This is a genomic window from Kitasatospora sp. NPDC041988, from assembly GCF_055588525.1.
The window spans coordinates 220,369-240,833 of record NZ_JBVJCO010000004.1 but is presented as its reverse complement, the minus strand read 5'-3'; the positions used below and the strand labels follow the sequence as shown (position 1 = coordinate 240,833).

Below are 20,465 nucleotides of genomic sequence, written 5' to 3'. Positions count from 1 at the left end.
CTGGGGGGCGGGAGAGAAGGAGGAAGGAGAGAGGAACAACCCTCTCCCCCCCCCCCCCCCCCCCCCCCCCCCCCGCTGCCGTCCGCCCGCCGTTGTCCGCCCGCCGTCGTCCCGGGGCTCAGCAGTCCTTGAGGGTGGTGCAGAGCGCCGAGTCCATCGCCTTGGCCACGTCGGCGTCGGCCGGGCCGGCCCACGGCGCCTTGGGCTGGGCGCCGGTCTTGCCGGCCGTCCAGAGCGACAGCTCGTTCACCGTGCCGTCCGGTGCGGTCAGGTACTCGTGCAGGGTGACGGTGGTGCCGTCGGCCTGCGGGACGGTCACCGTGGCGGCGAAGTAGGCCGCGTCCTCGGGGCTGGTCACCTTGACGGTGGCGCCCGGGACGGTCTTGGAGCACGCCTTGACCTCGTCGCGGAGGTCGCGCAGGACGGCGTAGGCGCTCTGCGCGACGCCGCTGCTGGGGCGCGGGTCGCCCTCGTAGAGGAGGGTCTGCTGGGCCTGCCACTGGCCGTCGCCGCCGGCCCCGATCACGGACTGGGCGGCGGCCCGGCCGGCGCCGAGGCTCTCGTTGTCCTGGGAGAGCTTGGTGTGGCAGAGCTCCTGGAGCTTGAAGGTCGGCGTGCCGCTCACCCCCTTGGCGGTGCCTGCCGGGGCCGGCCACTTGTAGACCGAGTCGAGCGGGATGGCGCGCGGGTTGATCCAGGCACCGGCCGGGATGTCCTTGGAGACGGCGGGGCCGGCCGAGGACGGCTTGGCGGCGCCGGTCGACGGCTGCGCGGCCCCGCTCGCCGGGGCGGTGGCGGCCGTGGTGCCGGCCGCGGTGGCGGCGGTGCTCGGGGCGGCGTTCGGCCCCGCGCTGTTGTCCGGGCCGCAGGCGCTCAGCGCGCCGAGGCAGAGGAGCGCGGCGGCGGTGACGGCCGTCCGGGTGGCGACGTCGGTTCCGCCGGTTCTGTTGCTTCCGCTGGTTCCGCTGGTACGCATCGTGCTGTTCCTTCCCCCGAGGTGATGTGCCTGTCGACACGACCGGGCGGCCGGACACATGACCGATGGTCAGCTGCCGCGTGGCCCACCCGCGTCGACGGCGTCGAAACCTAGTGCGAACCGGCGACGGCATGCAAAACGGTCCACCCTCACCGGATGGCGCCACCCCCCTTTTGAACGCGTTCATTTTCGTACTAAGCTAAATACAACAGAACGAGGGGGACCCGATGAGAATCGTCATGCCCGGAGGAACCGGCCAGATCGGCCGCATCCTGGACCGCACCCTGACCGCAGAGGGCCACGAAGTCCTGGTCCTCACCCGGCGGCCGCGCCGCGACCGCGAGCTCTACTGGGACGGCCGCACCCTCGGCCGCTGGGCCGAGGCCGTCGACGGCAGCGACGCCGTGATCAACCTCGCCGGGCGCAGCGTCAACTGCCGCTACACGCCGGCCAACCAGCGCGAGATGCTGGACTCCCGGGTGGACTCCGCCCGCGTCGTCGGCGAGGCCGTCGCCGCCGCGAAGCGCCCGCCGCGGGTCTGGCTGCAGATGAGCACCGCCACCATCTACGCCCACCACTTCGGCACCCCGTACGACGAGGAGAACGGCGTCCTCGGCGGCGGCGAGCCCGACGTCCCCCGGTACTGGGACTACAGCGCCGACATCGCCAGGGCCTGGGAGCGCGCCCAGCAGGAGGCCCCCACCCCGGACACCCGGCGGGTCGCGCTGCGCACCGCCATGGTGATGAGCCCCGACCGCGGCGGCGCCTTCGACCTGATGCTGCGGCTGGCCCGGTGCGGCCTCGGCGGTCCGATCGACGGCGGCGCGCAGTACATGTCCTGGATCCACGACCGGGACCTCGTGCGCGCCATCCGGTTCCTGCTCGACCGTGACGACCTGTCCGGCCCGGTCAACCTCGCCGCACCGCAGCCGCTGTCGCAGCGCGCGTTCATGCGGGCGATCCGGCGGGCCTGGGGCATCCCGGTCGGCCTGCCCGCCACCCGCTGGATGGCCGAGCTCGGCGCGTTCGCCCTCCGCTCGGACACCGAGCTGCTGCTCAAGAGCCGCTCGGTGGTGCCGGGCCGGCTCCAGGACGCGGGCTTCGGCTTCGAGCACCCGCACTGGCCCGCGGCGGCCGTCGACCTCGCCCGCCGGCTGCGGCGCTGAAGGGCGCGGCGCGCGCCCGTACGATGGGCGGCGGCGAGCGGTCGGGCGGAGAGGGAGGACGGGCGGTGTTGCGCGGGCTCGGAGATCTGGAGGCGGAGATCATGGACCGGCTCTGGACCTGGGGCCGGCCGGCGACCTCACGCGAGGTCGTGGACGACCTCCAGCGGCAGCGCCCGGTCGCGTACACCACGGTCACCACCGTCGCCGACATCCTGCACACCAAAGGGTGGCTGCGCCGCGAGAAGGCCGGTCGGGCCTGGGTCTACGAGCCGACCTGCACCCGCGAGTCCTACACCGCGCAGCTGATGTACCAGGCGCTGGAGACCACCTCCGACCGCGCCGGGGCGCTGCTGCGCTTCGTCGACCGGATCAGCGGGGACGAGGCCTCCGCCCTGCTGGCCGCCCTGGAGCAGGTCAGGGCACGGGACACCGGGTGACGACGGCGCTGCTCGGGCTCCACCTCGCGCCGGTCGGTGTCCTCCTGCGACGGATCCGGTTGGAAACCACACGTCGCGTACGCGGTCAGGCCGGGCGGACGGCGCCCATGTACTTCATCGCGGAGATCGGGAGCACCTCGATGTTCTTGCCGGTGCGCGGCGCGTGGATCATCTTGCCGTCGCCGATGTACAGGCCGACGTGGTGCAGGTCGTCGTAGAAGAAGACCAGGTCGCCGGGTTGTAGGTTGGCGCGGTCGACGTGTGGGCCGTCGTTCCACTGGTCCTGGGAGATCCTGGAGATCCTGACGCCCGCCGCGCGGTAGGCCATGCTGGTGAGGCCGGAGCAGTCGAATCTGTCGGGACCGGTCATGCTCCAGCCGTACGGCTTGCCGAGCTGGGCCTGGGCGAACGCGATGATGCTGGCGGCCCGGCCGCCGGCGGCCGGCACCGGGGCGCTCATGTCGGGGCGCTCGGCGGCGCGGGAGGCGCGGTCGGCGGCGGACGCGGCGGCCGACGCGGCGGCCTGCTTGGCCTCGGCCTTGGCCTTCTCGGCGGACTGCTGGGCGTTGATCTTGGCGCGGTCCTCGGCGCTGAGCTTGTTGAGCGTCGCCTGGGCCTGGGCCAGCTTGGTCTGGATCTCCTTCTTCTGCTCCGCGAGCTGGGTGCCGACCGAGTCGAGCGCGGCGAGGGTCGTGGTGGCCTCGGCGCGGTCCTGGTCGAGCTTGCGCTGCTCGTCCTGGGCCTGCTTGAGCAGGTTCGCCTGGGTGCCGGAGACCTGGTTCTGCACCGAGGCGCGCTCCAGGTAGCCGTCCGGGTCGGAGCTGAGCATCAGCTGGACCGAGAGGTCTATGCCGTTGGTCCGGTACTGGTCGGCGGCCACCGCACCGAGGCGGGTGCGCAGCTCGTTCATCGCCTCCTGGCCGCGGGCGACCTTCTCCTGGAGCTGACTGGCCTCGCGCTGGAGCTTCTGCTGTTTCTGCTGGAAGCCGTTGTGGCGCTCGACGGCCTGCTCGGCCTGCTCGTTGAGCTGGTCCACCTGCTCCTTGACGGAGGCGAGGGTCGGCGTGGGCTCGGCGTGGGCGGTGCCGGAGGCGAGGACCGCGCCGCCGGCCGCCATGGCCGTGGTGAGGACCGCCATGCGGGCCCGGCTCGGGGGGCTGGGCTTGCGACGCTTTCCCATGGGCGGTCGGCTCTCCTTCGGGGGAATCCGCGGAATCCGGGGACGGCTTCGCGGGGGCCGGGGACGGGCAGAGGCAGGCAGACAGACAGGACGAACAACCGGGGGATGCTGCCCCGCCCACCTTCTACGAAGTAACTTAATAGATGAGTGGTGGTGTTCCGCAATCCTCCTGATCACGGCCTTACAGGGCCATGACGGGACATCGATCGCGTTCCACGCCATCGGTATTGACTACGGATGACACTCGGGCACCGGTTCACCCACCGCCGCATTTCCGCAACCCACCCGGAACCCGGCCACCCGTCACCCGCGACTCGTCACCCGACTCGTCACCCCACCCGTCACCCCACCCGTCACCCCTAAGAAGCCCTAGGGGGTAGCTAGGGGTCACCCCCTCTGAAGTGCAACGAAGTGCAAAGCGAGGGCAAGGTCACACCTTCCGCCCCTGCTGCGCGCCCGCCGCCGGGCGCTAACCTGCGGGGCATGACGGTCCCGCCCGAAGGGCTCCCCCTGGCCGCCGAATTCCCGGCAGCACACCGTGAGCAGTGGCAGCACCTCGTCGAGGGCGTGCTGCGCAAGTCGGGTGCGCAGCCCGCGGACGGCGAAGCGGCCGAGCAGGCGCTCACCACCGCACTCCAGGACGGGCTGCGCGCCCGCCCGCTGTACACCGCCGAGGACTCCTCGGCCGAGCCCGGCTACCCCGGCTTCCCCCCGTTCGTCCGCGGCGGCCGGCCGCAGGGCTCCTCGGTCGCCGGCTGGGACGTCCGCCAGCGGCACGCCGACCCCGACCCGCGCCGCGCCAACGAGGCGGTCCTCGCCGATCTGGAGAACGGCGGCAGCTCGCTCTGGCTCGAACTGGGCGGCGACGGCCTGCCGGTCTCGGCACTGCCCGAGGTGCTGACCGGCGTCTACCTCGACCTGGCCGGTGTGGTGCTCGACGCGGGCGCCGAATTCGCCGAGGCCGCCGAGCAGTTGTTCAAGCTGTACCAGGAGCGCGAGGTCTCCCCCGGCGCCGCCGCCGGCAGCCTGGGCGCCGACCCGCTGGGCCTGGCGGCCCGGACCGGTGAGGCCGGGCGCACCGACGCGCTGCTCGCCGACGCCGCCACGCTCGCCGCGCGTTGCGCCGACGGCTACCCGGGCCTGCGCGCGCTGACGGTCGACTCCCTGCCGTACCACGAGGCCGGTGCTTCGCCCGCGCAGGAGCTGGGCTGCTCGCTGGCCACCGGTGTCGCCTACCTGCGTGCGCTGACCGGTGCCGGGCTCTCCGTCGACGCCGCGCTCGGCCAGCTGGAGTTCCGTTACGCGGCCGACGCCGACCAGTTCCTGACGATCGCCAAGTTCCGTGCGGCGCGCCGGCTGTGGGCCCGGGTGGCCGAGGTGTCGGGGGCCGCGCCGGACGCTTCGGCGCAGCGCCAGCACGCCGTCACCTCCGCCGTGATGATGACCGCGCGCGACCCGTGGGTGAACATGCTGCGCACCACGGTGGCCTGCCTGGCCGCCGGGGTCGGCGGCGCGGACGCGGTCAGCGTTCAGCCGTTCGACAGCGCGCTCGGGCTGCCCGACGCGTTCGCCCGCCGGATCGCCCGCAACACGCAGTCCGTCCTGCTGGAGGAGTCGCACCTGGCGCGGGTGGTCGACCCGGCCGGCGGCTCCTGGTACGTGGAGCAGCTGACGGACGAGCTGGCGCACGCCGCCTGGGCCTGGTTCCAGGAGATCGAGCGGGCGGGCGGCCAGCAGGCCGCGCTGGCCTCGGGCCTGGTCGGCGAGCGGATCGCCGCGACCTGGGCGGAGCGCTCGGTCAAGCTGGCCAAGCGGCGCGAACCCATCACCGGCGTCAGCGAGTTCCCGCACCTGGACGAGCAGCCGCTGGTCCGCGAGCCGGCCCCGGCCGTGCCCGGCGGCGGACTGCCGCGGGTGCGGCGCGCCGAGGCGTACGAGGCGCTGCGGGACCGCTCGGACTCCTACCTCGCCGCCACGGGGGCCCGCCCCCGGCTCTTCCTCGCCTCGATCGGGACGGCCGCCGCGCACACCGCGCGGACCACCTTCGCGGCCAACCTGTTCCAGGCCGGCGGCATCGCGACCACGGCCACCGAGTCCACCGACCCGGCCGCGTTCGCCGAGGCGTTCACCGCCTCCGGCGCCCGGGTGGCCTGCCTCTGCTCCAGCGACCAGCTGTACGACGAGCACGCCGAGGCGGTGGCCGCGGCGCTGAAGGCCGCGGGCGCCCGCCGGGTCCTGCTGGCCGGCCGGCCCGGCGAGCGGCGCGAGGCCTACGAGGCGGCCGGGGTGGACGAGTTCGTGGTCGCGGGCGGCGACGCCGTCGCGACCCTGACCGGCCTGCTGGACGAGATCACCGACGAGAACCCCGAAGCGACGAGCCCCGGAACGACGGGCCTGGGAGCGACGAGCCTCGCAGAAAGCGGAGTGGCGTGATGATCCCCGACTTCACCGGAATCGGGCTGGACGGGGACGCCCCCGCGGACGTCACCGCCGGGCAGTGGCGCGGTGCCTGGCGGCAGGCCACCGGCAAGGACGTCGACGAGCTGCTCTGGGAGACCCCGGAGGGCATCGGCGTCAAGCCGCTGTACACCGCGGACGACCTGGCCGGCCTGGACTTCCTGGGCACCTACCCGGGCGTCGCCCCGTACCTGCGCGGCCCGTACCCGACGATGTACGTCAACCAGCCGTGGACGGTCCGGCAGTACGCCGGCTTCTCCACTGCCGAGGAGTCCAACGCCTTCTACCGCCGCAACCTGGCGGCCGGCCAGAAGGGCCTCTCGGTCGCCTTCGACCTGCCGACCCACCGCGGCTACGACAGCGACCACCCGCGGGTGACCGGCGACGTCGGCATGGCGGGCGTGGCGATCGACTCCATCTACGACATGCGCCAGCTCTTCGACGGCATCCCGCTGGACAAGATGTCGGTGTCGATGACCATGAACGGCGCGGTGCTGCCGGTCCTGGCGCTGTACATCGTGGCGGCCGAGGAGCAGGGGGTGCCGCCCGAGAAGTTGGCGGGGACCATCCAGAACGACATCCTCAAGGAGTTCATGGTCCGCAACACCTACATCTACCCGCCGCAGCCGTCGATGCGGATCATCTCGGACATCTTCGCGTACACCTCGCAGAAGATGCCGCGGTACAACTCGATCTCCATCTCCGGCTACCACATCCAGGAGGCCGGGGCCACGGCCGACCTGGAGCTGGCCTACACCCTGGCCGACGGCGTCGAGTACCTGCGCGCCGGGCTGGACGTCGGGCTGGACGTCGACGCCTTCGCGCCGCGGCTGTCGTTCTTCTGGGCGATCGGCATGAACTTCTTCATGGAGGTCGCCAAGCTGCGCGCGGCCCGGCTGCTCTGGGCCAAGCTGGTCAAGCAGTTCGACCCGCAGAACGCCAAGTCGCTCTCGCTGCGCACCCATTCGCAGACCTCCGGCTGGTCGCTGACCGCGCAGGACGTGTTCAACAACGTCACCCGCACCTGTGTGGAGGCGATGGCCGCGACCCAGGGGCACACCCAGTCGCTGCACACCAACGCCCTCGACGAGGCGCTGGCGCTGCCGACCGACTTCTCGGCCCGGATCGCCCGCAACACCCAGCTGCTGCTCCAGCAGGAGTCCGGCACCTGCCGGTCCATCGACCCGTGGGGCGGCTCCGCCTACGTCGAGAAGCTCACCCACGACCTGGCCCGCCGCGCCTGGCAGCACATCCAGGAGGTGGAGGCGGCCGGCGGCATGGCCAAGGCGATCGACGCGGGCATCCCCAAGCTGCGCGTGGAGGAGGCCGCGGCCCGTACCCAGGCCAGGATCGACTCCGGCCGGCAGCCGGTGATCGGCGTCAACAAGTACCGGGTGGAGAGCGACGAACAGATCGACGTGCTCAAGGTCGACAACTCCTCGGTGCGGACCCGGCAGATCGAGAAGCTGCGCCGGCTGCGCGACGAGCGCGACGAGGCCGCCACCCAGGATGCGCTGCACGCGCTGACCCGGGCCGCCGAGGCCGGTCCCCAGCGCGGCGGTTCGCTGGACGGCAACCTGCTCCACCTGGCGGTGAACGCGGCCCGGGCCAAGGCCACCGTCGGCGAGATCTCGGACGCCCTGGAGAAGGTGTACGGCCGGCACTCGGGCCAGATCCGTACCATCTCGGGTGTGTACCGAGACGAAGCCGGGGCATCGGCCCCGCTCCAGCGCACCCGCGACCTGGTCGAGCGGTTCGAGCAGGCCGAGGGCCGGCGGCCGCGCATCCTGGTCGCCAAGATGGGCCAGGACGGCCACGACCGCGGCCAGAAGGTGATCGCCACCGCCTTCGCCGACCTCGGCTTCACGGTGGACGTCGGCCCGCTGTTCCAGACCCCGGCCGAGGTGGCCCGCCAGGCCGTCGAGGCGGACGTGCACATCGTCGGCGTCTCCTCGCTGGCCGCCGGGCACCTCACCCTGGTGCCGGCCCTGCGCACCGAGCTGGCCGAGGCCGGCCGGGAGGACATCACCATCGTGGTCGGCGGGGTCATCCCCCCGGGCGACTTCGACGCCCTGTACGAGGCGGGCGCCGCGGCGGTCTTCCCGCCCGGCACGGTGATCCCGGACGCCGCCTACGACCTGCTGAAGTCGCTGGCCGCCGACCTCGGCCACGAGCTCTGAGGCGCTGAGCCGATGGCGCCCCGGACGATCGACCTCGACAGCTATGTGAACGGCGTACGGGAGGGCTCGCGCGCGTACATCGCGCGGGCCATCACCCTCGTCGAGTCCACCCGGCCCGACCACCGCGCGCTGGCGCAGCAGCTGCTCACCATGCTGCTGCCGCACGCGGGCGGGGCGGTCCGGGTGGGCATCACCGGCGTCCCCGGTGTCGGCAAGTCGACTTTCATCGACGCGTTCGGCACCATGCTCACCGGCCTGGGCCACCGCGTCGCGGTGCTGGCCGTCGACCCGACGTCCAGCCGCACCGGCGGCTCCATCCTGGGCGACAAGACCCGGATGGAGCGGCTGGCGGTCGACCCGAACGCCTTCGTCCGCCCCTCCCCCACCTCCGGCACCCTCGGCGGCGTGGCCCGGGCCACCCGCGAGTCGATGGTGGTGATGGAGGCGGCCGGCCACGACGTCGTGCTGATCGAGACGGTCGGCGTCGGGCAGTCGGAGACCACGGTCGCCGGCATGGTCGACTCCTTCCTGCTGCTCTCGCTGGCCCGGACCGGGGACCAGCTCCAGGGCATCAAGAAGGGCGTACTGGAGCTCGCCGACGTCATCGCCGTCAACAAGGCGGACGGCCCGCACGAGACCGACGCGAAGGCCGCCGCTCGCGAACTCGCGGGCGCGCTACGGCTGTTGCAGGCCCCGGACGCGCCGTGGACGCCGCCGGTGCTCACCTGCAGCGGCCGCGACGGCGCCGGGCTCGACGTGCTGTGGGAGCGGCTGCAGCAACACCGCAAGGTGCTCGACGCGACCGGCGCGCTCCAGGCCAAGCGCCGCGACCAGCAGGTGGAGTGGACGTGGGCGATGGTCCACGACCAGCTCTTCGCCCGCCTGCACGCCCACCCCGAGGTCCAGCGCCTCGCGCCAGAGTTGGAGCAGCAGGTCCGCGACGGCTCCCTGCCGGCCGGGCTCGCGGCTCAGCGCATCCTGGACGGCTTCCAGACGGGCTGACAGGCCTGCCGACAGACACGGGGAAGGCTCCGGACCGGGTATGGAACCGGTCCGGGGCCTTCCTGCTGCCGTGCGCCGGTCAGGCGGTCGGGCGGTCGGGCGGTCGGGCGGTCACTCAATCAAGCAAACAGATGATCAGGCGGTCGTGACGGCGGCGAAGCGCTGCGACACGTCCTGCCAGTTGACGACGTCCCAGAGCTTCTCGACGTAGTCCGGGCGGACGTTGCGGTACTGCAGGTAGTAGGCGTGCTCCCAGGCGTCGAACGCCAGCAGCGGGGTGGTGCCCTGGCCGACGTTGCCGTGGTGGTCGTAGACCTGCTCGACGATCAGGCGCTTGCCGAGCGGCTCCCAGGAGAGGATGCCCCAGCCGGAGCCCTGGACGCCGGTGGTGGCGGTGGTGAGCTGCTTGCGGAAGGCCTCGAAGCTGCCGAAGTGCTCGGTGATGGCGTCGGCGAGGGCGCCGTCGGGGCGGTCGCCGCCCTCCGGGGAGAGGTTCTCCCAGAAGAGGGAGTGCAGCACGTGGCCGGACAGGTGGAACGCGAAGGTCTTCTGCAGGCCGACCAGGCCGCCGAACTGCTCCTTGTCGCGCGCCTCGGCGAGCTGGTCCAGGGTGTCGTTCGCGCCCTTGACGTAGGCGGCGTGGTGCTTGGAGTGGTGCAGCTCCAGGATCTCGGGGGACATCGCCCGCTCGAGTGCGGAGTAGTCGTACGGCAGGTCGGGAAGCGAGTAGGTGCCCATCAGGACACGGCCCCTTTCGGCGGGTTGAACGATGACGATCGTGCCGGAAACACACTATTGCGTATCAGTTGCAGAAACGAAGCATGGGCTCCTGCATATTCCTCACACCCCGTCGGGCACAATGGTCGCACGCATGTGTAATGACCGATGAGGGTGAGTGACCATGACAGGATCGCCGGTGGTGCTGGGGATCGAGTCCTCGTGCGACGAGACCGGCGCGGGCCTGGTCCGCGACGGGCGGCTGCTCGGCCAGGCGGTGGCCTCCTCCAGGGACGAACACGCCCGCTACGGCGGCGTGGTGCCCGAGATCGCCGCCCGCGCGCACGTCCATGCGACGGCCCCGGTGGTCCGCGAGGCGCTGGACCGGGCCGGGCTGACCCTCGCCGACGTCGGGGCCGTCACGGTGACGGCCGGCCCGGGGCTCTCCGGCGCGCTCCAGGTCGGCGTGGCCGCCGCGAAGAGCTACGCCTTCGCGCTCGACGTCCCGCTCTTCGGGGTGCACCACCTGGCCGGCCACGTCGCCGCCGCCACGCTGGACGGCGGGCCGCTGCCGAACCCGTGCGTGGTCCTGATCGTCTCCGGCGGGCACACCTCGCTACTGCTGGTCCGCGACCTCGCCCGGGACCGGATCGTCCACCTCGGCGACACCCTGGACGACGCGGCCGGCGAGTGCTTCGACAAGGTCGCCCGCATCCTGCACCTGCCCTACCCCGGCGGGCCCGCGATCGACCGCGCCGCCCGCGACGGCGACCCGCGGGCCGTCCTCCTGCCGCGTCCGCTCACCGGGCCGCGCGACGACCCGTACGCCTTCTCCTTCTCCGGCCTCAAGACCGCCACCGCCCGCTGGGTGGAGGCCCACCGCGCGGCCGGCACCGAACCGCACGTCCCCGACGCGGCCGCAGCCCTTCAGGAGGCGATCGCCGACGTGCTCACCCGCAAGGCCGTCCGGGCCTGCACCGACCACGGCATCGCCACCCTGGTGGTGGTGGGCGGCGTGGCCGCCAACTCCCGCGTCCGGGCGCTCGCCGAGCAGCGCTGCGCGGCCGCCGGGATCACCCTGCGGGTGCCGCCGCTGCGGCTCTGCACGGACAACGGTGCGATGGTCGCCGCCATCGGTGACCTGCTGGTCCGCTCCGGGGCGGCGCCGGCACCGGCGGACCTGTCGATCGACCCGTCGGCCCCACTGGAGTACGCGGCGCTGACGCCGCTCGCGCGGGTCTCCTGAGCACGGTCTGACCGTCGACCACCCGGCGCCCTCTGACCGGCTTCTGACAACGTTTCGGTTTCGCCGGACCCCAATCCGAGCCGGGGCCTTCCCCGCACAGTGGACCATGTGCCATTTTACATGTCACACATCGAGCGGTCGCGCCCCCAAACACGCGACCCCGAACGGCCCCGGAGGCCCCCACAGATGCGTCCCTTCCGGATATCCAAGGCCCAGGCACGGAGAGCACCGGCGCTCGGCGTCGCGTTCTTCCTCGCCCTCGGCCTGTTCGCACCGCAGAGCCACGCCACCCCGGTCGGCCAGGCGTCCGCCGCCACGCCGCCGGCCGCCAAGGCCACAGCTCCGCGGGCGATCCCGGTCCCCAAGTCCCCCGAGGCCACGACCGGAGGCCGTCCGCTCGCCTCGGAGGCCGACCGCACCCCCGCCACCCCGAAGGCAGCCGCCGCCACCACGCCGGCCAAGGCCGCCAAGCAGTTCTCGGCCGCCGCCGCGGGCACCGGCTGCGACACCTCCGCCTTCACCAGCGCCACGGGCAGCGCGCTGGTCGCCAACGTCAAGGCCGCGAGCCTCGACTGCATCAACTCGCTCTTCCTGCTCACCGGCACCGACGCGACCAAGGCGTTCCGCGAGGCCCAGATGGCCTCCGTCGCCAACGGCCTGCGCGACGCCTCCGCCGCGTACCCGGGCGACAACTCCACCTCCGTCGGACAGTTGGTGCTCTTCCTGCGCGCCGGCTACTACGTGCAGTGGAAGTACCCGAACGACGTCGGCCAGTACGGCAGCACCCTGCAGACCGCGATCCGCGGCGGGCTCGACGCCTTCTACGCCGCCCCGCACAGCAAGGACGCCACCCAGGCCAACGGCGACACCCTCGCCGAGGCCGTCACCCTGATCGACAGCGCCTACGAGAACGGCCGGTACACCGGCGTCGTGAAGCGGCTGCTCGCCGACTACACCACCAGCTGGCCGAGCTCGATGACCACGGCCGTCGCCAACACCGAGACGGTCATCGAGAACGGCTTCGGCCGGGACGGCTTCGTCCCCGCCCTCCAGGCCGACCCGGGCTTCGCCACCACCATGTCCTCGTTCGTGACGCGGAACGCCTCGCTGATCAACGGCGGCGACATGGTCACCTCGATCGGCATCCAGATCGGCAACCTCGTCGCCCACGACGAGCTCAAGGCCCAGGGCCGGCCGATCATCAAGGACCTGGTCAGCCGCTTCCCGCTGGTCGGCGCCACCGCCCCGCTCACCATGAACCTGGTCTGGTTCACGGAGAACAAGGACAAGGGCAACTGCGCCGTCTACGGCCTCTGCGACCTGCCCACCCGGCTCCCCCCGCTGGTGCTCACCAACGAGCGCACCTGCAACGCCAACCTGCGCGTCCGCGCCCAGGAGATGACCGCGCAGCAGCTGGCGGACACCTGCACCAGCCTGATCAACGAGGACGCCCTGTTCCACAAGGTGATCCAGGACAACGGCGCGATCCCCGGTGACGTCAACACCAACCTCGAGGTCGTCGTCTTCGACGACTACTACGAGTACAGCCTCTACGCGGGGTCGATGTACGGCATCGCCGTCGACAACGGCGGCATGTACGAGGAGGGCAACCCGGCCAAGGTCGGCAACCAGGCCCGCTTCATCGCCCACGAGGCCAGCTGGCTGCGCCCGGACTTCCAGATCTGGAACCTCAACCACGAGTACACCCACTACCTCGACGGCCGCTACAACATGTACGGCGACTTCGACGCCGGCATGGTCACCCCGACCATCTGGTGGGTCGAGGGCATCGCCGAGTACATCTCCTACAGCTACCGCAACGTGCGCAACGCCGACGCGATCGCCGAGGCCGGCAAGAAGACCTACAAGCTCAGCGAGCTCTTCGACACCGTCTACGACCAGACCCCCGACGCCAACGTCAACTCGAACCGGGTCTACCGGTGGGGCTACCTGGCCGTGCGCTACATGCTGCAGTCGCACCCGGACGACGTGAAGGCGGTGCTCGCCAAGTACCGCACCGGCGACTGGAACGGCGCCCGCACCCTGCTCAAGAACACCATCGGCACCAAGTACGACGCCGACTTCGCCACCTGGCTCACCGCGTGCGCGGCCGACAACTGCGGCACCCTGCCGCCCGTCAACCAGGCCCCGCTCTGCACCGCCGCCGACACCCGGCAGTTCGACAAGAACTGCCGCCGTGACAACGTCGCGGCCACCACCGGCAACTACAGCTACCACTTCCTGTACCTGCCCGCCGGCGTCAAGCAGCTGACCATCACCAGCAGCGGCGGCACCGGCAACGCCGACCTCTACTACGGCGGTAGCAGCTGGGCCACCACCAGCAGCTACCAGGCGAAGTCCGCCAACGCCGGCAACGGCGAGAGCCTCACCATCGCCAACCCGCCGTCCGGCTGGGTCTACTTCAGCCTCTACGGCCAGCAGGCCTTCAGCGGCGCCAGCGTCACCACGCAGTACCAGTAGGCCAGTTGTGAATGGTGCGCCCCGCCCGTGCTCGCCACGGCGCGGGGCGCACGCGCATGGCGGCGAGGTGCACCTCATCGCGGCAAGGTGCATGCATCCTCATCTCGACGTGGCGCACCCTCGTCGCGGCAGGTGCATGCACCCTCACGCGGACCAGGTGACCAGCGGCGGCCGGACAGCGGCGCAGAGCGGGTGGCCCTTGGCGTCGGTCAGGCCGAGCCGGGCCACCAGCAGGCCGCTGCGGACGGCCGCCTCGGCGGTTTCGGCCGGCACCGCGTCCAGCATCAGCTTGGCGCGGCGGAACATGGAGAAGCCGTCCGCGCCGGCGTTGACCCAGGTCAGGTACACGAATCGGGCACCCGGGCCGCCCTGGACGTACGGACCGAGAAAGTCCGGCCCCGCCTTGGCCGTGCATTCCAGCGTCCAGACGGCACGCGGCGCGTCACCGGGCACCGGGTCGAGCAACTCGCCAGGCTTTCCCCGGCGTTGGACGGCGACATGGATGTCGTCGTAGCCCGGGAAGCCGGGCGCCCCGGCACAGCTGCGCCCCGGCAGGCCGGTCGCCTCGATCCTCATCCGCACGGTGCTGCTCGGCATGCTGCTGTTCCGCATGCCTCCATCCTGCCCTTCCCCGCGCCCCGCGGGACGCAGGCTCCAGCCAGGACGGACGATGCCGGTCCTTCCCCGGAAGATCAGTTCGTTCACGGCTAGCACACAGGCGTGTTCAGGACACCGGGGTGGCCGCCCAGGCGAGGAGCATGCGCAGGGCGTCGTCGGACGGCGTGCCGGGCTCGGCGGCGTAGGTGATCAGGGCCTGGTCGGGGTCGGAGGCCGGGCGCAGGGTGTCGTAGTCCAGCTCCAGCGAGCCGACCAGCGGGTGGTGGAAGACCTTGCGGCCAGAGGTCTTGTCGCGGACCGGGTGCTCGGCCCACCAGTGCCTGAACTCCTCGCTCTGCATGGAGAGTTCGCCGATCAGCTCGGCGAGCCGGGGGTCGTCGGGGCGGCGGCCGGCCTCCAGGTGGAGGAAGGCGACGCTCTCCCGGGCGCAGGTGGTCCAGTCCGCGTAGAGCGAGCGCGAGGCCGGGTCGAGGAAGGTGATGCGGGGGATGTTCCGCTCGTTCGGGGCGAGCGCGCCGTAGTCGCCGAGCAGGGCCGTGGCGGCGCGGTTCCAGGCCAGGACGTCCATCCGCCGGCCGATCACCAGGGCCGGCACGTCCGGCAGTTCGGCCAGCAGCCGGGCCAGCATCGGGCGGACCCGCTGCGGGGCGGACGGTGTGCGCCCGGCGCGGCCGTCCGCCCGGGTGCGGGCGAGCCGGTGCAGGTGGCGGGCCTCCTCCGGGTCGAGCTGCAGTGCGCGGGCCACCGCGTCGAGCACGGCGTCGGAAGGGTTGCGCACCCGGCCCTGTTCGAGCCGGGTGTAGTAGTCGACGCTGACCCCGGCGAGCTGGGCGAGCTCCTCGCGGCGCAGACCGGCCACCCGGCGGCGGCCGCCGAAGTCCGGCAGGGCGACGTCCTCGGGCCGGAGCCGGGAGCGGCGGGTCCGCAGGAACTCGTTGAGGCTGATCGCGGTGGTCATAGGAGGATTCTCGCCTCCCGGCAGCCGGGCAGCCTGGCCCTGTCAGGGCCAGGCTGCCGAGGCCGGTTCGGGCACGGCGGCGCGGACCGGGAGAACGCGGACGGGGGGAACACCGACGGGAAGACCGCCGACGGAGGCAACGCCGACGGGGAGACCGCGGGCCGGGACGGCGCTCGTCGGGGATCCGTGCTCGCCGCCGCGCAGTTCGGCCGCGGCCCGCGCCAGCCGGGCCTCGTCGCGTCCGGTGATCACCACGCTCGCGCCGCCCGCCAGCAGCAGCCGCGCGGTGGCGAGGCCCATCCCGCCGCTGCCGCCGGTGATCAGCACCACCCGGCCGTCGAACTCGCGGGCGTCGTAGGAGTTCTGGTTGTTCTCGTGCGGAGAGGTCAGCTTCTCGAAGGTCATGCACCCACCCTCGCGGCCGCCCGCCCCCGCCCACCAGGCCCGCCCCGACCGGGGTCTGCCAGGACCACCCTGCCGGTTCACGGGGCCGGGAGGCCGGCCCGGATCCCTCCGGGCCGGCGGAGGTGGCGGGTCAGCCGGACGAGGCGCCGGACGTCACTGGCACAGCGCGGCGTCGAGGAGCGCGCCGACGTGGGCGGGGCCCTGCGGGGTGGGCGGCGCGAAGTCGGCGGTGACGGCGATCGTGGCGGCGCGGCCGCCGTCGGTGACGGCCGGTCGGGTGTGGTAGCCGGGGATGGAGCCGCCGTGCCCCCACATCAGCCCTCCGCAGCTCAACGGCGTGCTGATCACCCCCAGCCCGTACCTGTCACCGGTGCCCGTCGCGTCGGGAATGGCCACCGTGGTACGCATCTCGGCGAGCTGGGCGGGGTCGAGGAGCCGGCCGCCGAACAGTGCGCCGAAGAACCGGTTCAGGTCGCTCGGGGTGGACACCAGCTGTCCGGCGGCCCATCCCCAGGACGGGTCCAGCTCCGTGATCCTCTCCAGCGGAGCCCCCGGCTTCGCCGCGAAGTAGCCCTGGGGGTGGGCCTCCCGGATGCTCTCGTCGCCCACACCGGGGAAGTAGGTGTGGCGCAGCCCGATGCGGTCGATGACCCGCCGGGTGATCTGCTCGGCCAGCGGGCGGCCGGTCACCTTCTCGATGACCAGGCCCGCCAGCACGTAGTTGGTGTTGCTGTAGTTCCAGCCGGTCCCCGGGTCGAAGTCCGCCTTGTGCGCCAGTGCCAGGTCGAGCAGATCGCGCGGCTGGCGGTAGGTGTGGCGGCCCGTGCCGGTGAGGTCGCCCAGGTGGTCGGTGTAGTTGGGCAGTCCGCTGGTGTGCTGCAGGAGCTGGCGGACCGTGATGTGACGGCCGTCGATGCCCTCGCCCCGCACCAGGTCCGGCAGGTGGCGCTCGACCGGCTCGTCCAGGCCGACCTTGCCCTCGCCGACCAGCTGCAGGACGACCGTGGCGACGAAGGTCTTGGTGTTGCTGCCCGCCCGTACCTGCCCGTCCACCGGCACCTTCGCCCCGGTCTTCAGGTCCGCGACGCCGGCGGTGTAGTTGCGGGTGTGCCCGCCCCGGTCGACGGTGGCGGCCAGGACGGCGGGGTAACCGTCGTCCCGCACCAGGCGGTCCATCCCCTGCTGGACGACGCCGCCGGAGCCGCGGGCCTGTGCCGTCGCCCCGGGCAGGGCGACGGCGACGGCAACGGCCAGGGCGGCGGCCGTCGCGGCCACCGGCGCGATCCCACGCCGCGGCCCGGAGGACGAGGTACGGGCACGCTGGGGCCGGCGGGAACGGTCGGTCATGGGGCCCTCCTTGTGCGACCGGTGGGTCGCGTCGGATCGTTCGGACCCGTTCAGCCTGCGTGCCCGGGAGCTGACGATCCATCCGGGCAGCCTGCCCGTGCGATGGGGGTTACCCCCCGACTTTTCGGGCAGCTTCTCGGGCAACCCGACAGCTCTTCGGGCAACCCGACGGCTCCTCGGGTCGGAGGCCGGCCCCGGGGCGCTCCTTCCCCGGGACTGCCGATCCGCTGCGCCCATGCCCCTGGGCCGGCCGGCCGGCCGGCCGACCACGCCGCCCGCCACGACGAGCGGCTCCGCCGCGCCGTCCTCACAGCACCTGGGACTCCCCCAACCGGACGGTGCCGCCCGGGAGATGGTGCGTGTCGTGCGCGCCTGACGCCAGGTCGCACGCCCGGGGCTCCCTATCGGGCCCGGCCGACAACGGCGGACGGACCCGGGGCGACGCGCGTCCGGGTGTCCGCGACGGGCCCCGGGCGCCAGCCGCGGGCCGCCGCCGCACCCGCCACCAGCGCGAGCGCGCCCAGGACCGCCGTGGCGGCCGGGAGGCCGGCGGTGGCTCCGAGCCAGCCGGCCAACGGGTAGGTGAGCAGCCAGCAGCCGTGCGAGAGGGAGAACTGGGCGGCGAAGACGGCGGGCAGGTCGGCCGGGGCCACCGCGTCGCGCAGGAGGCGTCCGGTCGGGGTGAGGATCAGCGAGCCGGCGGCGCCGAAGGCGGCCCAGAGCGCGAGCAGTGCGGGCCAGCGCCAGCCGGCCGTACCGCCCTGGCCGGCCATCGTGAGGGCCGCCAGCGCGCCGAGGAGTCCGGCGGTGCCGAACGCCGCCGGGAGCATCACCGCGCGGTCGGTCACCCGGTCCAGGACGCGGGGCAGCAGCAGGGCGACGGCCATCGAGCCGCCGCCGTACGCGCCCAGCGCGAGGGGGACGTCGCCGGCCGGACGCCCGAGCTGGTCACGGACGTAGACGACGGTGTTGACGATCACCATGGCGCCGCCGGCGGCGACCGCGAGGTCGAGCGCGAGCAGCGCGCGCAGCCGGGGGGCGGCCAGGAAGAGGCGCGCGCCCCGGGCCGAGCGTTCCAGGACGCCGCCGGGGCGGGCGGGCGGCACCGGCTTGGGGAGGACGGCAGAGACGACCAGGGCGGCCGAGGCGAGGAATCCGGCCGTGGTGCCCCAGAACAGCCACTGGTACCCGACCAGCGCCAGCAGTCCGGCCGCGAACATCGGCCCGGCAAGGCTCTCCAGGTCGTAGGCGAGCCGGGAGAGCGACAGTGCGCGGGTGTAGTCGCGTTCCGCCGGCAGCACCTCGGGGATCACCGACTGGAACGCCGGGGTGAACGCCGCCGAGGCGGACTGGAGCAGGAAGATCAGCAGGTAGACCTGCCAGACCGCGGAGACGAACGGCAGCGCGAGGGCGACCGCCGCCCGGGTCAGGTCGGAGGCGACCATCAGCCGGCGGCGCGGGATCCGGTGGGCCAGCGCGCCGACGACCGGCGCGATCCCGACGTAGGCGACCATCTTGATCGCCAACGCCGTGCCGAGCACCGAGCCGGCGTCCGCCCCCGCGAGGTCGTAGGCGAGCAGGCCGAGGGCGACCGTGGCGAGGCCGGTGCCCACCAGGGCGACGACCTGGGCGGCGAACAGGTGCCGGTAGGTGGGCTCGCGCAGCACGGACAGCATGGGGACACCCCGCTCGGACTCGGCGCGCGCGGCGGCGGGCGCAGGACGACAGGGCACCGGCGCGGAAGCTCGGACGGAGCGGCAGGCGCCGGGGCGACAGCCTCAGCATAGGACAACATGTGCATACGTGTGCACCTATTGGCCGGAAGAGATCCCGCCCCGCAGCAGCCGGGCCCGCTCAGTCGTGCGGCGGCAGTCCGCTGATCTGGTGGTCGGCGACGTTCAGCGCCTCGTTGACCAGCCGGCGCAGGTGTCCGTGCCGCAACGCGTAGACGACCCGCCGGCCGTCCTTGCGGGTGGTGACCAGGCCGGCCAGCCGGAGCTTGCTCAGGTGCTGGCTCACCGAGGGCCGCGCCGCGCCGCAGGCCTCGGTCAGCGTCGTCACGTCGGCCTCCCCCTCGCCCAGCCGCTGCATCAGCGCGAGCCGGGTGCGGTCGGCGAGCAGGGCGAGGATCCCGGCGGCCGTGTCCAGCCGCTCGTCGTTGCGCAGCCGCTCGTCGGCGTCCGGCTGCTGCGACCGATGCGCACCTGATAGCTGAAGGCTCCCGCTCATGGCCTCATCGTAGAGGGCGCACCGCGGCGGCTCACCCGCTCGCACACGGCGCCACCGGCCGACCCGCACGCCCCCGGCCCGACACCCAGCCGATCGAGCAGAGCGGCGTCGTCGGGAAGTGACCTGCCCTCGCACCGGAGCGGAGGCCCCCGGTTCCGGCGCTGAGGGCCGCTGAGGTTCACCCGGTGCCGGTGGCACGCGACACCGGGTGGGTCATCGGGTCACTGCCCCGGCTTGCGGCACCGGGTCGCTGCCCCGGCTTGCGGCCAGGCAGCGCCGGACCACGGCGGCCGCGCCCCCGGCCGCCGGCGCGCCGACCCGGCCGTACAGCGGGAGCAGCGCGGTGTCGCACAGGCCGGGGTTGAGGCCGACGGCCTTGACGGCGTCTCACTCTCCCGGCGTGCAGCGCCTCCTCAGGAGAAGTCGAGCGGCCCGGTGCGAGTGCGCTTGAGCTCGAAGAAGTTCGGGTGGCCGGCCAGCAGCCGCACGCCGTCGAAGACCCTCACGGCGTCCTCGCCGCGCGGGATCGCGGTGAGCACCGGGCCGAAGAACGCGGTGCCGTCGACGTGGATGGTGGGCGTCCCGACCTCCTCGCCGACCGGGTCCATGCCCTCGTGGTGGCTCTTGCGCAGCGCGACGTCGAACGCGGTGCTGTGGGCCGCGTCGGCCAGTTCCTCGGGGAGGCCCGCCTCGACCAGGGCCTCGCGGAGCACCTTCTCGTCGACGGCCCGGTCCTGATCGTGCAGGCGGGTGCCGAGCGCGGTGTAGAGGTCGCGCAGCACGTGCTCGCCGTGCTGTTCGGCGGCGGCGATGCAGACCCGCACCGGGCCCCAACCGATGTCGAACAGCCGGCGGTAGCGCTCGGGGAGGTCCTCGCGGCCCTCGTTGAGGACGGAGAGGCTCATCACGCGGAAGGTGAGGTCGAGTTCGCGGTGGCGCTCGACCTCAAGGATCCAGCGGGAGGTGATCCAGGCGAACGGGCAGATCGGGTCGAAGTAGAAGTCGACTTTGTTGGTCACGTTGCCGATCCTAGGGAGCAAGTGGTTCGGCAGACAGGTCCGATTCG

At 72.9% G+C, this 20,465-nt stretch carries 17 protein-coding genes; 7 read left to right on the top strand and 10 right to left on the bottom strand.

The genetic code is table 11. The annotated features are described in order from the left end of the window. Positions 1-118 precede the first annotated feature (118 nt). Positions 119-976, bottom strand: a complete 858-nt coding sequence (locus ACZ6NC_RS07090; RefSeq protein WP_465729782.1) for a hypothetical protein — start codon at positions 974-976, stop codon at positions 119-121. A 227-nt stretch (positions 977-1,203) separates the two neighbouring features. Here ACZ6NC_RS07090 and ACZ6NC_RS07085 point away from each other — a divergent pair, with 227 nt between their 5' ends. Further along, positions 1,204-2,142: a TIGR01777 family oxidoreductase gene (locus tag ACZ6NC_RS07085; protein ID WP_465729780.1), complete on the top strand. Its 939-nt coding sequence runs from the start codon at positions 1,204-1,206 to the stop codon at positions 2,140-2,142. 68 nt (positions 2,143-2,210) lie between these two features. Continuing rightward, positions 2,211-2,579, top strand: coding sequence for a BlaI/MecI/CopY family transcriptional regulator (locus tag ACZ6NC_RS07080; RefSeq protein WP_465729778.1), 369 nt, complete (start codon positions 2,211-2,213; stop codon positions 2,577-2,579). 85 nt (positions 2,580-2,664) lie between these two features. On the opposite strand, the gene ACZ6NC_RS07075 is transcribed toward ACZ6NC_RS07080, so the two are convergent. Next, positions 2,665-3,759, bottom strand: a complete 1,095-nt coding sequence (locus ACZ6NC_RS07075; RefSeq protein WP_465729776.1) for a C40 family peptidase — start codon at positions 3,757-3,759, stop codon at positions 2,665-2,667. 483 nt (positions 3,760-4,242) lie between these two features. Between ACZ6NC_RS07075 and ACZ6NC_RS07070 the strand changes: the two genes are divergently transcribed. From ACZ6NC_RS07070 to meaB, 3 genes are read left to right on the top strand one after another with little or no spacing between them, the layout of a single operon-like run. After that, complete coding sequence (locus tag ACZ6NC_RS07070; RefSeq protein WP_465729774.1) at positions 4,243-6,192, top strand: methylmalonyl-CoA mutase family protein; 1,950 nt, start codon at positions 4,243-4,245, stop codon at positions 6,190-6,192. After that, positions 6,192-8,396: a methylmalonyl-CoA mutase gene (scpA, locus tag ACZ6NC_RS07065; RefSeq protein ID WP_465729772.1), complete on the top strand. Its 2,205-nt coding sequence runs from the start codon at positions 6,192-6,194 to the stop codon at positions 8,394-8,396. Before ACZ6NC_RS07070 ends, scpA begins: the two co-directional genes overlap by 1 nt. Before the next feature lie 12 nt (positions 8,397-8,408). Further along, positions 8,409-9,398 carry a methylmalonyl Co-A mutase-associated GTPase MeaB gene (gene meaB, locus ACZ6NC_RS07060; RefSeq protein ID WP_465729770.1) on the top strand — a complete coding sequence of 330 codons (990 nt, stop codon included), beginning with the start codon at positions 8,409-8,411 and terminating at the stop codon, positions 9,396-9,398. Between the two features lie 135 nt (positions 9,399-9,533). Here meaB and ACZ6NC_RS07055 read toward each other — a convergent pair whose 3' ends face one another. Next, positions 9,534-10,136 carry a superoxide dismutase gene (locus ACZ6NC_RS07055; RefSeq protein WP_465729768.1) on the bottom strand — a complete coding sequence of 201 codons (603 nt, stop codon included), beginning with the start codon at positions 10,134-10,136 and terminating at the stop codon, positions 9,534-9,536. 163 nt (positions 10,137-10,299) lie between these two features. On the opposite strand from ACZ6NC_RS07055, the gene tsaD reads away from it, so the two are divergent. Both tsaD and ACZ6NC_RS07045 read left to right on the top strand, forming a co-directional pair. Continuing rightward, positions 10,300-11,361, top strand: coding sequence for a tRNA (adenosine(37)-N6)-threonylcarbamoyltransferase complex transferase subunit TsaD (gene tsaD, locus ACZ6NC_RS07050; RefSeq protein ID WP_465729766.1), 1,062 nt, complete (start codon positions 10,300-10,302; stop codon positions 11,359-11,361). A gap of 186 nt (positions 11,362-11,547) precedes the next feature. After that, on the top strand, positions 11,548-13,842 hold the full coding sequence (locus ACZ6NC_RS07045) for a M9 family metallopeptidase (RefSeq protein ID WP_465729764.1): 2,295 nt from the start codon (positions 11,548-11,550) through the stop codon (positions 13,840-13,842). A 144-nt stretch (positions 13,843-13,986) separates the two neighbouring features. Here the strand turns inward: ACZ6NC_RS07045 and ACZ6NC_RS07040 are convergent, their stop codons facing one another. From ACZ6NC_RS07040 to ACZ6NC_RS07010, 7 genes are all read right to left on the bottom strand, one after another. Then, the gene (locus ACZ6NC_RS07040; RefSeq protein ID WP_465729762.1) at positions 13,987-14,454 is read right to left on the bottom strand and encodes a DUF5990 family protein; all 468 of its coding nucleotides are present in this window, start codon (positions 14,452-14,454) and stop codon (positions 13,987-13,989) included. A gap of 112 nt (positions 14,455-14,566) precedes the next feature. Beyond that, positions 14,567-15,418 carry a helix-turn-helix domain-containing protein gene (locus ACZ6NC_RS07035; RefSeq protein WP_465729760.1) on the bottom strand — a complete coding sequence of 284 codons (852 nt, stop codon included), beginning with the start codon at positions 15,416-15,418 and terminating at the stop codon, positions 14,567-14,569. A gap of 42 nt (positions 15,419-15,460) precedes the next feature. Next, positions 15,461-15,823: an SDR family NAD(P)-dependent oxidoreductase gene (locus ACZ6NC_RS07030; RefSeq protein ID WP_465729758.1), complete on the bottom strand. Its 363-nt coding sequence runs from the start codon at positions 15,821-15,823 to the stop codon at positions 15,461-15,463. 153 nt (positions 15,824-15,976) lie between these two features. Further along, entirely contained in the window at positions 15,977-17,170 is a 1,194-nt protein-coding gene (locus ACZ6NC_RS07025) for a serine hydrolase domain-containing protein (protein WP_465729756.1), read from the bottom strand. Positions 17,171-17,571: 401 nt separating this feature from the next. Further along, complete coding sequence (locus tag ACZ6NC_RS07020) at positions 17,572-18,846, bottom strand: MFS transporter (protein WP_465729754.1); 1,275 nt, start codon at positions 18,844-18,846, stop codon at positions 17,572-17,574. 178 nt (positions 18,847-19,024) lie between these two features. After that, on the bottom strand, positions 19,025-19,399 hold the full coding sequence (locus ACZ6NC_RS07015; RefSeq protein WP_465729752.1) for an ArsR/SmtB family transcription factor: 375 nt from the start codon (positions 19,397-19,399) through the stop codon (positions 19,025-19,027). Between the two features lie 413 nt (positions 19,400-19,812). Further along, positions 19,813-20,418, bottom strand: coding sequence for a mycothiol-dependent nitroreductase Rv2466c family protein (locus ACZ6NC_RS07010; RefSeq protein WP_465729750.1), 606 nt, complete (start codon positions 20,416-20,418; stop codon positions 19,813-19,815). Positions 20,419-20,465 lie beyond the last annotated feature (47 nt).

What these genes read in the sequence shown, in the direction of transcription:
- ACZ6NC_RS07075 (WP_465729776.1), bottom strand. Translation starts at nt 3,759, where the DNA reads ATGGGAAAGCGTCGCAAGCCCAGCCCCCCGAGCCGGGCCCGCATGGCG.
- ACZ6NC_RS07055 (WP_465729768.1), bottom strand. Translation starts at nt 10,136, where the DNA reads ATGGGCACCTACTCGCTTCCCGACCTGCCGTACGACTACTCCGCACTC.
- ACZ6NC_RS07040 (WP_465729762.1), bottom strand. Translation starts at nt 14,454, where the DNA reads ATGCGGAACAGCAGCATGCCGAGCAGCACCGTGCGGATGAGGATCGAG.
- ACZ6NC_RS07045 (WP_465729764.1), top strand. Translation starts at nt 11,548, where the DNA reads ATGCGTCCCTTCCGGATATCCAAGGCCCAGGCACGGAGAGCACCGGCG.
- ACZ6NC_RS07015 (WP_465729752.1), bottom strand. Translation starts at nt 19,399, where the DNA reads ATGAGCGGGAGCCTTCAGCTATCAGGTGCGCATCGGTCGCAGCAGCCG.
- ACZ6NC_RS07020 (WP_465729754.1), bottom strand. Translation starts at nt 18,846, where the DNA reads ATGCTGTCCGTGCTGCGCGAGCCCACCTACCGGCACCTGTTCGCCGCC.
- ACZ6NC_RS07070 (WP_465729774.1), top strand. Translation starts at nt 4,243, where the DNA reads ATGACGGTCCCGCCCGAAGGGCTCCCCCTGGCCGCCGAATTCCCGGCA.
- ACZ6NC_RS07030 (WP_465729758.1), bottom strand. Translation starts at nt 15,823, where the DNA reads ATGACCTTCGAGAAGCTGACCTCTCCGCACGAGAACAACCAGAACTCC.
- ACZ6NC_RS07035 (WP_465729760.1), bottom strand. Translation starts at nt 15,418, where the DNA reads ATGACCACCGCGATCAGCCTCAACGAGTTCCTGCGGACCCGCCGCTCC.
- ACZ6NC_RS07085 (WP_465729780.1), top strand. Translation starts at nt 1,204, where the DNA reads ATGAGAATCGTCATGCCCGGAGGAACCGGCCAGATCGGCCGCATCCTG.
- scpA (WP_465729772.1), top strand. Translation starts at nt 6,192, where the DNA reads ATGATCCCCGACTTCACCGGAATCGGGCTGGACGGGGACGCCCCCGCG.
- ACZ6NC_RS07025 (WP_465729756.1), bottom strand. Translation starts at nt 17,170, where the DNA reads ATGACCGACCGTTCCCGCCGGCCCCAGCGTGCCCGTACCTCGTCCTCC.
- tsaD (WP_465729766.1), top strand. Translation starts at nt 10,300, where the DNA reads ATGACAGGATCGCCGGTGGTGCTGGGGATCGAGTCCTCGTGCGACGAG.
- ACZ6NC_RS07090 (WP_465729782.1), bottom strand. Translation starts at nt 976, where the DNA reads ATGCGTACCAGCGGAACCAGCGGAAGCAACAGAACCGGCGGAACCGAC.
- meaB (WP_465729770.1), top strand. Translation starts at nt 8,409, where the DNA reads ATGGCGCCCCGGACGATCGACCTCGACAGCTATGTGAACGGCGTACGG.